Below are 12,450 nucleotides of genomic sequence, written 5' to 3' on the forward strand. Positions count from 1 at the left end.
AGCAGCATGATGGCCTGGCCTGCGCCAAGGTGCATCAGCCCCATGCCCTGAAGCAGGGCGTTCAGACTTTCCATTTCAGTTCTCCGTTACGCCAGCGTCATCAGGGTGTCGCCCACGGAGACCGCGTCCCCGGACTTCACCGCAATACCGCGTACCGTCCCGGCCTGCGCGGCGCGGATTTCGGTCTCCATCTTCATGGCTTCCAGAATCAGCAGCACGTCGCCTTCGGCCACGCTCTGGCCTTCAGTGGCAATCACCTTCCAGATGTTGCCCGCCAGCGGCGCGGTGACCGGGGTGCCGGCGCCTGCCGGGGCGGTGGCAGGAGCAGAAGAGGCAGCAGGAACGGCAGCAGTCAGCTGGCTGATATCGCCGCCGTCGCTGACCTTCACCACAAAGGCTTTGCCCTCTACTTCGACGGTGTAGATACCGGAAGCGGCGGGTTTTGCCGCCGGGGCCGGTTTCGTGCTTTCCGCCTGCGGCAGTGGCTCAAACGCCGCCGGGTTGTGGCGGTTCTCAAGGAATTTGAGACCAATCTGCGGGAACAGCGCCACGGTGAGGACGTCGTCGATGGCGTTTCCCGCAAGCTGAATGCCCTTCTCCTGCGCCAGGCGCCTGACGTCGGCTTCCAGTTCAGCCAGCTCCGGTTTGAGTAAATCCGCCGGGCGGCAGGTCACCGGGGCAGCCCCTTCCAGCACGCGGGCCTGTAGCGCCGCGTTAACCGGCACCGGGGTGTGGCCGTATTCGCCTTTCAGTATCCCGGCGGTTTCCTTCGCGATGGTCTTGTAGCGTTCGCCGGTCAGGACGTTGAGCACCGCCTGGGTGCCGACAATCTGCGAGGTGGGGGTCACCAGCGGGATAAAGCCAAGGTCCTCGCGCACGCGGGGGATTTCCGCCAGCACCTGGTCCAGCCTGTCCGCCGCGTTCTGCTGCTTCAGCTGGCTTTCGAGGTTGGTCAGCATTCCGCCCGGTACCTGGGCCACCAGAATACGGCTGTCGTAGCCCTTCAGCTGGCCTTCAAAGGCGTGATACTTTTTGCGCACCTCGCGGAAGTACGCGGCGATATTTTCCAGCTTCAGGATATCCAGCCCGGTGTCGTGCTCAGTACCTGCCAACGTCGCCACCAGCGCTTCGGTGGCCGGGTGGCCGTAGGTGGCGCTCATGGACGAAATCGCCGTGTCCACGCCGTCAACACCCGCCTCGATGGCCTTCAGCAGCGCCATCTCTGCCATCCCGGTGGTGGCGTGACAGTGCAGGTGCAGGCGCACCTCAAAACGTTTTTTGATTTCGCTGACCAGCTCATACGCCGCCATCGGTGTAAGAATGCCGGACATATCCTTGATGGCAATCGAGTCAACGCCGGTTTCCAGCAGTTGCTCCGTTAAATCCAGCCAGGTCTGCAGGGTGTGCGCCGGGCTGGTGGTGTACGAGAGCGTGCCCTGGGCGTGGGCGCCGTGGCTGCGCACCGCCTGCAGGGCGGCTTTCATATTGCGCGGGTCGTTCATGGCATCGAAGACGCGGAACACGTCCATGCCGTTTTTGACGGCGCGCTCAACAAAGCGCTCCACCACGTCATCGGCGTAGTGGCGGTAGCCGAGCAGGTTCTGGCCGCGCAGCAGCATCTGCAGGGGGGTCTTCGGCATGGCCTTTTTCAGCTCGCGCAGGCGGACCCACGGGTCTTCGCCGAGGAAGCGGATGCAGGCGTCAAAGGTGGCGCCGCCCCAGCATTCGAGGGAGCCGTAGCCCACATCGTCGAGCTGAGCGGCAATCGGCAACATATCGTCAAGGCGCAGGCGGGTGGCGAACAGGGACTGGTGGGCGTCGCGCAGGACGACATCGGTAATGGCAACGGTCATGGATTCCTCCGTGAATTAAGGGTTAAGGCGGCGATGGTGGTGGATAGCGGCGGCAATCACCGGCTTTAAGCGGGCGAAGTCGTCCGCGGGCGCGGCGGCGGCAGGTGCCGCCTTCGGTACCGGGACCGGTTCAGGGAAGAAGCGGTTGACGGCGGCGGACATGCCGCGGATGGCGAAAATCAGCAGGAACAGAAACGCCAGCACGAATCCCATGCCGAGGAACATCAGGGTGAAGCCTTCACCTAATAGCACCGAACTATTCATAATAAAGTCTCAAATTTAATAATCTAAAATAGAAAAGTAATATCAGGCATTAATAGAATGGATAAAATACCGGTAGTAAAATCATACTAACGATAAAACAAACCAAACTAATCGCCAATCCGGGTTTTAAGAAATCTTTAAATTTAACATTCCCCGGGCCAATAATCATTGAGTTTGCTGGAATAGCCATTGGGGTACAAACAGCAACACTACTCGCAATAAAAACAGCAATAACAACTGCACGAGGGTCTGCGCCAATAGACTGTGCGATAGTCCATCCTACCGGGCATAACAACGTACATGCTGCAGTGTTACTCATTACTTGAGTCAAAGCCCATGTAAGTATCCACAATGACGCCATAATAATCATAACGCCAGAATCTCCGGTTACTGAAATAACGGCATTGGCAATCATTTCTCCAGCACCAGTAGAATTAAGCGCGGCACCTAAAGGCATCATAAACGCAAGCATGAAAACAGTTAGCGTTTCAAAAGAATTAAAAGTTTCCTTTTGTGTTAAAACGCCAGCGAATACAAGAACAATAGCCGCACAACATGCAACAATATGCATTGGAGGCAGAAACTTAATATAATCAGTTGCCACCATTCCAGCGATAGACAGAATAAAAACGGCTAAAGTTAAATTTCTATGCCAGGCCGGAATTTGGCTATAATCCATTTGAGAATCAGATTGTGTATTTCCATCACGATCTGCGATGAGTTTTGAACCGAAGAAATAGAGAAATATAGAGCATGCAATCAGCAAAGGAATACCAATTTTAGCGTATTCGAAAAATGGCACCGACAGACTTCCCTGACTAAAAGTTTCAATAGTATTTTTAGCAATCAGATTTCCTGGCGAACCGATAATAGAAATGTCAGCACCGATTGTTGCCCCAAAAACCAGAGGCATAAGAAGTTTAATAGGCTTAATCTGACTACTGGCGGCAATACCTAAAACAATAGGAATTAGCACAGCAACTGTTCCGCTATTAGAAACAAAGGCAGACATAACTCCACCAATAAGAAAAATCAATACACTAAGGCTTCTTTCTGTTTTAGCATATTTTAGTAAAATTTTACTTGATTGCCATGCCAAACCTGTTTTAAAAAATGCCGCACCGAGTACACACATGGCGACGATAAGAATAACATTCGCATTTACGATTGAAGCAAAAATATCCTTAGCATCGATAACACCGGTAAAATAAAGTGCCATTGGGACCATAAATGCAACTAATCCCATAGGAAGACGATCGCTAACAAAGATAATTATTGCAACCACTAAAACCAACAAAGTAATAATCGCTGGTGACATGTATACGTCCTTATATTATTAGGGTACAAAAACAACTCATTACAGTCATGAATACAACTGCAACAAGCATAAATCACATGTTATACTAAAATTACATCTAATTAATTTCTATTGAGAAAGAATACACTCACATAAATAACAACACTTACCCGACAAAGGCATAACATATTCTTACTGCTTTTGTTTCTGTTTAATCAAATAATTTCCTCTTAAAATCTGTCTGTGTATAATGCTACTTATATAAATGAAACTCATCCAATGCTAATAAGGTTGCAGCTTATGCAATATCGGCATCACCTCGAACTAACATGGCTCGAAGACTGTCTGGCTCTAAAAGAAACGTTGAATTTCTCAAAAGCGTCTGCCTCAAGATATGTGACTCAACCCGCATTTAGTCGTCGGATACAATCTCTCGAAGAATGGGTGGGTACGCCCCTTTTTGAAAGAAGTAAACGGGGAGTCACCCTTACCAAGGCCGGAGAAGTATTTACAGACCAGCTTCCCGAACTGATCCACTCCTTGTACACATTGAAAAGTGATACCCTTGAGGCTGCAGGTAATAAACAACCTAGTCTTGTTTTTTCAGCAACGCATGCTTTGTCTTTCTCTTTTGTACCGCACTTGTTAAAGCAAAGTGATAAAATTGCAAAATTTGGTTCATTTCGTCTTTTATCTGACTCATTGAATGCGTGCGAAAAAATGATGCGGCAGGGAGATTCACAATTTTTGCTGTGTCACCATCACCCACATATGCATCTAAATTTGAATAAAAATAACTTTATGAGCATTCGTCTTGGGTTTGATACATTAATTCCATTCAGTAAACCAGACTCAGAAACGTTAAAACCGTTGTGGAATATAAATAATAAGATTCAATTCCCTTACCTTTCTTTTTCATCACAATCAGGTCTGGGAAGAATAATAGCAAATACAGCGTCTATTAACAGAATTACCCATAATATAAATATTGCCTTTGTGGCCGATCTGGCAGCAACACTATTGGCAATGGTCAGATCTGGCGATGGTGTTGCCTGGATACCTCAAAGCCTTGCCAGGCAAGATATAGAGGCTAAAACTATTGTTACTGCAGCGGAAAAAGAAAGCAATTTATGGGTACCCATAGAAATAAGACTTTATAGACCAGCCAAGAGAATGCCTCCAGATGCCGAAGAGCTATGGGAAATTTTTGTTGAAGAACAAATATAATTATTTAATTGTAAAATGTTCTTTAATATAATCCTCAATGAATTTAATTAACGCTCTGGTTGCATATGATAAATATTTATCTTTCTTCCAGGCCAAACCAATCGTAACATAAGTCGGCTCAGTCATGGCCTTGGTTATTACTTTTTCGGCTTTAAGATCGACAGCGTCCAAAATGAAAGAAATTCCTTCATTTTTAGCAACCAGATCTATGTTGGTTTGAACCCTGTTTGATGATAGAAAAATATGTGTATGAATTCCTCGCTTTGTACATTCTTCAATAATCGTTTTTCTATGCCAGGAATCTTTTTTCATTAGTATCAATGGCTCATATTGTAGATCTTCCCAATCGATACTATCCTTTTTTGCCAGAGGATGTTTATCTGACATACATACCACGTGCTGCTGAGTCATTAATGGTACCGTAACTAATTCTTTTGGACAGTCATTAATAATAACAATAGCAAGATCCAGCTCTCCAGCAGAAAGTTTATCATGTAAACCAAAAGTCCCCTCTTCAACAAGAGAGAGTTCCATCTCTGGATAAATCTCCCGGAAATGCTTGAAGAGCGGTGAAAAAAGAAACAAACTTATCATCGGTGGGATCCCCAAAGTTACTATGCCACCATTTTCATTACGATAATCTTTCATTTCCGCTACGCTATTTTTTAACGCAATAAGGATAGGTTCAATTTTTTGTAAGAAAAACATGCCCTCCTCAGTAAGGACAAGTTTATTTTTCTTTCTATCAAATAATGTCACCCCTAATTCAGTCTCTAACTTCTTAATAGCAATGGTGATATTAGGTTGAGAAACAAAATGCCGCTCAGCAACTCTGGTTAAGTTACCTAACAAAGAAGCGCTTACAAAATATTCTAATTGTCTAATTTCCATCTATTTTCCACTACTATAAATAAAATTTATCATTTAATAAAAATAACATATTTCCTTCCTGCAATGAATACGAATATCATGAAAATGTGATCAATGGATAAAACAATGCAACATAGCACTGGAGGGAGTATGAGTCGTATATTAAATACAGAAATTATCATTCCGGTTATCGAAAAACTTGTAAAAAAAGCTTGTTATGAACTGGATGATAATCTCATGTGTTCTTTTCGTAAAGCATATGATAAAGAAGAGTCAAAGATCGGCAAGGAAACCATTAAGATATTAATTGATAATGGAGAGTATGCAAAAAAAGAACAACTTGCATGCTGCCATGATACCGGCACTTGTATCGTTATAATGGAAATTGGACAACATGTATGCTGGGAAGGTAAGCCGCTTAAAGATCAGGTGAACCAGGGTGTTCGCCAGGGCTATGAAAATGGATACTTAAGAAAATCCATGGTTGCAGATCCATTAGAACGTATTAATACTAATGATAATACTCCTGCAATTTTACATACTGAAATTGTTGATGGTGACCGAGTGACAATTACCGTTATGCCAAAGGGCGGCGGTAGCGAAAATATGGGAACTTTTAAAACATTGCTTCCCGGCGATGGTATTGATGGTATAAAAGATTTTGTTCTGGAAACTGTCCGTCGTGTAGGAGGCAATCCATGCCCTCCTTATATTATTGGTATCGGCGTTGGCGGTACAATGGATCACTGTTCGTGGATGGCTAAGAAAGCATTATTACGCCCTCTTGGTGAGTTCAATGCTAAACCACTTTATGCCCAGCTCGAAGCTGAATTATTAGAGGCCGTGAATAATACAGGGATCGGCCCTTTAGGTATGGGCGGGCGTATTACGGCGTTAGGCGTGCATGTCGATTACTATCCTTGCCATATCACTGCACTGCCAGTCGCAATCAATTTCCAATGTAATGCAAGCCGCCACGCTAGTGAAATCATTTAATACCTGGAGAAGCTATGATGGAATTAACATTACCATTGACTAAAGAGAAAGCGAAAACTCTTAAGGTCGGCGATATATTATTTCTCACTGGATTTGCTTACACCTGCCGTGACGCCGCGCATAAAAAAATCGAAGTAGCGCTTAGTAACGGAGAAAAATCACCGGTCGATTTTCAAAACCAAACGATTTACTATGCTGGCCCCTGCCCTGCCAGACCTGGTTTACCTATTGGCTCCAACGGTCCTACAACGGCCGCGCGTATGGACCCATTTGTAGAAATGATGTTTCAACAAGGGGCAACTGCGTTTCTTGGCAAAGGCGATCGTGCTGATTATGTCGCTGAGCTTTGTAAAAAATACGGTGGGGTTTCGCTACTCGGGATTGGAGGAGCGTCTGCAATTAATACAAAACATGTTAAATCAGTAGAAATTGTTGCCTACGAAGAATTAGGAACAGAATCCATTAAGAAGTTATATTTTGACCGCTATAGAGTCATTGTAGGAATTGATTCGGAAGGAAATACTCTCCAGAAGCAGGAAGTACCTAAGTACGCCAAATAATAATACATTAATATTGGTAATATCGGTCCGGTAGACTGTTACCGGACCGATATGTTTTCTATCCTGCGCTTCACCACAGGATAGAAAATAAACTTAGCCGCGACGGGCTTTTACCGCTGCCGACAACTGACGAAGCAGCGCATCGGTATCTTCCCAGCCAATACAGGCGTCAGTAATGCTTTTACCGTAGGTCAGCGGCTGACCGCTTTCCAGACTCTGGTTTCCTTCTACCAGATGACTCTCTACCATCACGCCAATAATCGCTTTTTCACCGCCAGCTATCTGCTGACAGACATCGGCGCAAACCTCCATCTGCTTTTGAAATTGCTTACAGGAGTTGGCATGGCTGAAATCGATCATGACCTGCGGCGTCAGTCCCGCTTTGGTGAGGCCTTCTTTCACCTCAGCAACATGCTGCGCGCTATAGTTTGGCGCTTTACCGCCGCGCAGAATGATATGGCAGTCGCCGTTGCCGCTGGTATTCACAATCGCCGAATGACCCCATTTAGTGACGGAGAGGAAGCAATGCGGCGCGCCGGCGGCGTTGATGGCGTCAATGGCGACTTTAATCGTGCCATCAGTACCATTTTTAAAACCGACCGGACAAGAGAGGCCAGACGCCAGTTCGCGATGAACCTGGGATTCAGTAGTCCGCGCGCCAATGGCGCCCCAGCTCATCAGATCGGCCAGATATTGCGGCGTGATCATATCGAGGAATTCGCCGGCGGCAGGCAGGCCGCTGTCGTTAATATCCAGCAGCAGTTTGCGCGCAATACGCAGACCGTCGTTAATCTGGAAGCTGTTATCCATATGCGGATCGTTAATCAGCCCTTTCCAGCCGACGGTGGTACGCGGTTTCTCAAAATAGACGCGCATGACAATTTCAAGCTCGCCTTGAAGCTCATCACGTAGCGCCAGCAAACGGGCGGCATACTCTTTCGCCGCTGCCGGATCATGAATTGAACAAGGACCGATCACCACCAGCAGACGATCGTCATTGCCTTTGAGAATTTTATGGATGGCTTTGCGCGCGTGAGCAACGGTATTTGCTGCATTTTCCGTGGCGGGAAACTTTTCCAGCAGCGCGACCGGAGGTAATAACTCGTTGATTTCTTTAATGCGTAAATCGTCGTTCTGATAATTCATGTTTATTCCAGTGTTGCCGTACTTATCCCAATGAATGCAATCCCTCCAATCTATCTCTTCAATTAAATAGTGTAAACGGGCTTTTACACTTTGAACGGAATAATCCTGGAATTCAGGAAAAAAACGCACAAATGTAGCGAAAAATGGGATCTAACCTACACTTTTTAACTGTAACCACTCTGTTTATGAATTATTGCAAGATTCTCTGCTGCGTTAACCCGCGGCGGCGAACGCTTTTTATCCCTTATTTGAGGATTTGACTGACACGTGCACTGTTGGAAGAGGTTATCCGACATATCCACCATAACAGGAGCATCTTATGAAAATGACAAAACTGACTACGCTTTTACTGACCGCTACCCTCGGCCTTGCCAGCGGCGCAGCGTTAGCTGCTGAATCTAACGCGCAATCCAGTAATGGCCAGGCGAACTCGGCGGCAAATGCCGGTCAGGTTGCCCCGGACGCCCGCCAGAATGTAGCGCCGAATGATGTGAATAACAACGACATCAATACCAACGGCAATACTAACAGCACGATGCAGCATCCAGACGGTTCAACCATGAATCATGACGGAATGACCAAGGATGAAGAGCATAAAAATACCATGTGTAAAGACGGTCGCTGCCCGGATATTAATAAAAAAGTGGAAACCGGTAATGGCGTCAATAATGACGTGAATACCAAAACCGACGGTACCACACAGTAATGCAGAAAAAAGTCTGATAACGGGAGAGCTTTCGCTCTCCTTTTTATTTTGTCAGCGAAAAATCAGTATGATGTCTACAGTATTGATGAGAATAACAAAGGAATGACGTTATGGCGCACTCACACTCTCATGCCGATTCACACCTGCCGAAAGATAATAATGCTCGTCGCCTGCTTTTCGCCTTTATCGTCACTGCCGGATTTATGCTCCTTGAGGTGGTGGGCGGGATACTCTCCGGCTCTCTGGCGTTGTTGGCGGATGCGGGACATATGCTCACCGACGCGGCGGCCCTTCTCTTTGCGCTGCTGGCGGTTCAATTTTCCCGTCGCCCCCCGACTGTTCGCCACACTTTTGGCTGGCTAAGACTCACCACACTGGCGGCCTTTGTGAATGCCATTGCGTTGGTGGTCATTACCCTTCTCATTGTCTGGGAAGCGATAGAGCGCTTTTACACGCCACGTCCGGTGGCGGGTAATCTGATGATGGTGATTGCGGTCGCGGGTCTGCTGGCGAACCTGTTTGCATTCTGGATTCTCCATCGGGGAAGCGATGAAAAAAATCTGAACGTGCGCGCTGCCGCGCTACATGTGATGGGCGATTTGCTGGGTTCCGTCGGCGCAATAGTCGCCGCGTTGATCATTATCTGGACGGGCTGGACGCCAGCGGACCCGATTCTCTCTATTCTGGTTTCGGTACTGGTGTTACGCAGCGCCTGGCGTTTGTTAAAAGATAGCGTCAACGAATTGCTGGAAGGCGCGCCGGTTTCACTGGATATTAATGCCTTACAGCGCCATTTAAGCCGGGAAATCCCCGAAGTCCGCAACGTACACCATGTGCATGTCTGGATGGTCGGCGAAAAACCGGTCATGACATTGCACGCTCAGGTCATTCCGCCACACGACCATGATGCGCTGCTGGAACGTATCCAGGATTTCCTGATGCACGAATACCATATTGCGCACGCCACGATTCAGATGGAGTATCAAGTGTGTCACGGCCCGGACTGTCACCTGAATCAGACGCCATCCGGGCATGTTCATCACCATTAACGGGAAAACGCGCGCGATCCTCGCTCCCGCGCGCTGTTTATCCACAGGCGGCTACCGTTCACGGCGATAAATGTCAGGATCAGATATTCCAGCGACATCGCATAGACGCCCTGCAAAGCAAAAATCACCACACTGATCACGTTGATTACCACCCACAGGAGCCAGTTTTCGACATATTTGCGTGTCATCAGAATCATCGCCGCGATAGACAGCACCATCATGCAAGAGTCCCAGAACGGGAAAGCGTCCGGTTGCAGTACAGGCATTGTCACCTGTAACCCCAGCATCTGCATAATGGCGACGGCCACGCGCGTCAGGACGGCGAATACGGGATCGATATATCGCGTCATCAAACCGATAGCTATCACACATATCGCCAGCCATGCCATTGCTTTTGGCAACGGCAGCCAGCGGATTTTAAGCTCGGCTTGATTATCCTTTGTTTGCCGCGACCACGCATACCAGCCATAAATATTGGCGGCAAAGAAAAAGAGTTGCAGCAACAGGCTGGCATAAAGCTGGATCTGAAAGAAAATAATCGCAAACAGGGTGACGTTAACCAGTCCAAAAAAGTAGTTGCTGATCTTCTCCAGACTGGCAAGCCAAATACAGAGCAGGCCGGCGATGGTTCCTACCGCTTCGATCCACGAGAGATCGTACCCGCCAGCGCCAATCGGAATATGAATCAGTATGTTGTGCGTACTAAAAAAATCCATTCTCTCCCCCAAAGATTTCCGTCTTTACGCCCGAAGTGTAGCCGCAAAATCCAGCATCCGGTTGAGCGGCAGTAATGCGCCCTCGCGTAGCGCCGCATCAACCTGTATTTCATGCGCCGCGCCTCCCTGCTCCAGCCCTTCAGCAATGGCTTTCAGGCCATTCATCGCCATCCACGGACAGTGCGCGCAGCTACGGCAGGTCGCCCCCTCGCCAGCCGTGGGCGCTTCAAGCAGTTCTTTTTCAGGCACCGCCTGCTGCATTTTGTAGAAGATGCCGCGATCGGTCGCCACGATAAGCTGTCTGTGCGGCAGCGTTTTTGCCGCCTTAATAAGCTGACTGGTGGAGCCCACCGCATCGGCCATCTCGACAATGGACTGCGGCGATTCAGGGTGAACCAGAAGAGCGGCATCGGGATAGATTTTTTTTAAACGGGTCAACGCCTGGGTTTTAAACTCGTCATGCACGATACACGCCCCTTGCCAACACAGTACATCGGCCCCAGTCTGTTTTTGCACGTAATTCCCCAGGTGTCTGTCCGGCGCCCAGATAATTTTTTCCCCCAAACTATCCAGATGCTCAATCAATTCTACGGCGATACTGGAGGTCACAACCCAGTCCGCACGCGCTTTAACAGCAGCCGAGGTGTTAGCGTAGACCACTACGGTTCTGTCAGGATGCGCATCACAAAAAGCGCTAAATTCGTCTATTGGGCAGCCTAAATCCAGCGAACATTCCGCCGCCAGGGTAGGCATAAGAATGGTCTTTTCCGGGCTGAGGATTTTGGCGGTTTCCCCCATAAACCGTACGCCCGCTACCAGCAGCGTGGATGCGGCGTGCTTCGCGCCGAAACGGGCCATTTCCAGTGAGTCGGAAATACAGCCGCCGGTTTCTTGTGCTAACTGTTGTATTTCCGGATCGGTGTAGTAGTGCGCCACCATGACGGCATTGCGCTCTTTGAGCAACCGCTTGATTTTCTCACGATAAAATTGCTTTTCATCGTCGTTCAACGGCGTTGGTTTCGGCGGGAACGGGTAGATTGCGGCTTGTGGGTCAAACATTACGCTCATCGTGGCTTCTCGTTTTACTGACTTAACGAAATAACCGAATGAAAGCGCAATAAACGCCACAATCAGTTAATTTGTTTTATATGCTAAACAAGATAGCCGATCCAATAAGGAAAGTCACAATAATTACGTGGCCCTGTGTCTGATGGCGGCGTAACGCCTTATCTGGCCTACATGAGCGGTGCCGTCTGTAGGCCTGATAAGCGCAGCGCATCAGGCAAGACCCAAACCTGCTGCAGGTTCGAATCTTCATATTGCAGATAGCAAAAAGGCGCCGCCAGCGCCCTCTTTTACATTGGTGGGTCGTGCAGGATGACTCGGCTTCGCCTCGCCCTACGGGCCGTTGCTGACGCAACGTTATCCTTCACGTTCAACATCTGAGTTTGATGTTAAATTGGTGGGTCGTGCAGGATGACTCGCTTCGCTCGCCCTTCGGGCCGTCGCCGTAAACGGCTCCGTTGTCTCACTGCGTTCGACCCGAACCTGCGGCAGGTTCGAATCTTCCATATCGCAGATAGCAAAAAAGCGCCTTTAGGGCGCTTTTTTACATTGGTGGGTCGTGCAGGATGACTCGGCTTCGCCTCGCCCTACGGGCCGTTGCTGACGCAACGTTATCCTTCACGCTCAACATCTGAGTTTGATGTTAAATTGGTGGGTCGTGCAGGATTCGAACCTGCGACCAATTGATTAAAAGTCAACTG

13 protein-coding genes and 2 other RNA genes are annotated in these 12,450 nt (G+C 48.3%); 5 read left to right on the top strand and 10 right to left on the bottom strand.

Annotated elements, in window-relative coordinates; translation table 11 throughout:
* The 4 genes from ACLJZ5_RS21820 to ACLJZ5_RS21835 all read right to left on the bottom strand — a co-directional run.
* Positions 1–74, bottom strand: a 74-nt coding sequence (locus ACLJZ5_RS21820) for a hypothetical protein (protein ID WP_223196927.1), incomplete at its 3' end; no start/stop codon positions are given.
* Positions 75–86: 12 nt separating this feature from the next.
* On the bottom strand, positions 87–1,853 hold the full coding sequence (oadA, locus tag ACLJZ5_RS21825; RefSeq protein ID WP_080161336.1) for a sodium-extruding oxaloacetate decarboxylase subunit alpha: 1,767 nt from the start codon (positions 1,851–1,853) through the stop codon (positions 87–89).
* A gap of 15 nt (positions 1,854–1,868) precedes the next feature.
* A complete protein-coding gene (locus tag ACLJZ5_RS21830) occupies positions 1,869–2,117 on the bottom strand; it encodes an oxaloacetate decarboxylase subunit gamma (protein ID WP_001089087.1) in 249 nt (82 codons plus the stop codon).
* Positions 2,118–2,166: 49 nt separating this feature from the next.
* The gene (locus ACLJZ5_RS21835; protein ID WP_024797673.1) at positions 2,167–3,435 is read right to left on the bottom strand and encodes an SLC13 family permease; all 1,269 of its coding nucleotides are present in this window, start codon (positions 3,433–3,435) and stop codon (positions 2,167–2,169) included.
* 222 nt (positions 3,436–3,657) lie between these two features.
* Between ACLJZ5_RS21835 and ACLJZ5_RS21840 the strand changes: the two genes are divergently transcribed.
* Complete coding sequence (locus tag ACLJZ5_RS21840) at positions 3,658–4,641, top strand: LysR family transcriptional regulator (protein WP_077914051.1); 984 nt, start codon at positions 3,658–3,660, stop codon at positions 4,639–4,641.
* Here ACLJZ5_RS21840 and ACLJZ5_RS21845 read toward each other — a convergent pair whose 3' ends face one another.
* Entirely contained in the window at positions 4,642–5,532 is an 891-nt protein-coding gene (locus tag ACLJZ5_RS21845) for a LysR family transcriptional regulator (protein WP_000405927.1), read from the bottom strand. It lies immediately after the preceding gene.
* Positions 5,533–5,661: 129 nt separating this feature from the next.
* Here ACLJZ5_RS21845 and ACLJZ5_RS21850 point away from each other — a divergent pair, with 129 nt between their 5' ends.
* Positions 5,662–6,507, top strand: coding sequence for a fumarate hydratase (locus ACLJZ5_RS21850; RefSeq protein ID WP_000086831.1), 846 nt, complete (start codon positions 5,662–5,664; stop codon positions 6,505–6,507).
* Between the two features lie 14 nt (positions 6,508–6,521).
* On the top strand, positions 6,522–7,067 hold the full coding sequence (locus tag ACLJZ5_RS21855) for a FumA C-terminus/TtdB family hydratase beta subunit (RefSeq protein ID WP_000970374.1): 546 nt from the start codon (positions 6,522–6,524) through the stop codon (positions 7,065–7,067).
* A gap of 93 nt (positions 7,068–7,160) precedes the next feature.
* Here ACLJZ5_RS21855 and aroG read toward each other — a convergent pair whose 3' ends face one another.
* A complete protein-coding gene (gene aroG, locus ACLJZ5_RS21860) occupies positions 7,161–8,213 on the bottom strand; it encodes a 3-deoxy-7-phosphoheptulonate synthase AroG (RefSeq protein ID WP_001109234.1) in 1,053 nt (350 codons plus the stop codon).
* Between the two features lie 319 nt (positions 8,214–8,532).
* Here aroG and ACLJZ5_RS21865 point away from each other — a divergent pair, with 319 nt between their 5' ends.
* Both ACLJZ5_RS21865 and zitB read left to right on the top strand, forming a co-directional pair.
* Positions 8,533–8,919: a YbgS-like family protein gene (locus ACLJZ5_RS21865; protein ID WP_000784380.1), complete on the top strand. Its 387-nt coding sequence runs from the start codon at positions 8,533–8,535 to the stop codon at positions 8,917–8,919.
* A 110-nt stretch (positions 8,920–9,029) separates the two neighbouring features.
* Positions 9,030–9,968: a CDF family zinc transporter ZitB gene (gene zitB / locus ACLJZ5_RS21870; RefSeq protein WP_000951250.1), complete on the top strand. Its 939-nt coding sequence runs from the start codon at positions 9,030–9,032 to the stop codon at positions 9,966–9,968.
* Here zitB and pnuC read toward each other — a convergent pair.
* The 4 genes from pnuC to ACLJZ5_RS21890 all read right to left on the bottom strand — a co-directional run.
* On the bottom strand, positions 9,965–10,684 hold the full coding sequence (pnuC, locus tag ACLJZ5_RS21875) for a nicotinamide riboside transporter PnuC (RefSeq protein WP_000345366.1): 720 nt from the start codon (positions 10,682–10,684) through the stop codon (positions 9,965–9,967). The genes zitB and pnuC overlap by 4 nt on opposite strands.
* Positions 10,685–10,708: 24 nt before the next feature.
* Positions 10,709–11,752, bottom strand: a complete 1,044-nt coding sequence (nadA, locus tag ACLJZ5_RS21880) for a quinolinate synthase NadA (RefSeq protein WP_024797675.1) — start codon at positions 11,750–11,752, stop codon at positions 10,709–10,711.
* Positions 11,753–12,144: 392 nt separating this feature from the next.
* A non-coding RNA gene (locus tag ACLJZ5_RS21885) (RtT sRNA) lies at positions 12,145–12,270 on the bottom strand.
* A 29-nt stretch (positions 12,271–12,299) separates the two neighbouring features.
* A non-coding RNA gene (locus ACLJZ5_RS21890) (RtT sRNA) lies at positions 12,300–12,450 on the bottom strand; the annotation flags it as partial.

Origin of the sequence: Salmonella sp. 5800 (assembly GCF_046558195.1) — a bacterium.
GTDB lineage: Bacteria > Pseudomonadota > Gammaproteobacteria > Enterobacterales > Enterobacteriaceae > Salmonella > Salmonella enterica.

Coding starts and splice junctions, on each gene's coding strand:
- ACLJZ5_RS21855 (WP_000970374.1), top strand. CDS start 6,522: ATGATGGAATTAACATTACCATTGACTAAAGAGAAAGCGAAAACTCTT.
- ACLJZ5_RS21865 (WP_000784380.1), top strand. CDS start 8,533: ATGAAAATGACAAAACTGACTACGCTTTTACTGACCGCTACCCTCGGC.
- aroG (WP_001109234.1), bottom strand. CDS start 8,213: ATGAATTATCAGAACGACGATTTACGCATTAAAGAAATCAACGAGTTA.
- oadA (WP_080161336.1), bottom strand. CDS start 1,853: ATGACCGTTGCCATTACCGATGTCGTCCTGCGCGACGCCCACCAGTCC.
- ACLJZ5_RS21850 (WP_000086831.1), top strand. CDS start 5,662: ATGAGTCGTATATTAAATACAGAAATTATCATTCCGGTTATCGAAAAA.
- ACLJZ5_RS21845 (WP_000405927.1), bottom strand. CDS start 5,532: ATGGAAATTAGACAATTAGAATATTTTGTAAGCGCTTCTTTGTTAGGT.
- ACLJZ5_RS21835 (WP_024797673.1), bottom strand. CDS start 3,435: ATGTCACCAGCGATTATTACTTTGTTGGTTTTAGTGGTTGCAATAATT.
- nadA (WP_024797675.1), bottom strand. CDS start 11,752: ATGAGCGTAATGTTTGACCCACAAGCCGCAATCTACCCGTTCCCGCCG.
- zitB (WP_000951250.1), top strand. CDS start 9,030: ATGGCGCACTCACACTCTCATGCCGATTCACACCTGCCGAAAGATAAT.
- ACLJZ5_RS21830 (WP_001089087.1), bottom strand. CDS start 2,117: ATGAATAGTTCGGTGCTATTAGGTGAAGGCTTCACCCTGATGTTCCTC.
- pnuC (WP_000345366.1), bottom strand. CDS start 10,684: ATGGATTTTTTTAGTACGCACAACATACTGATTCATATTCCGATTGGC.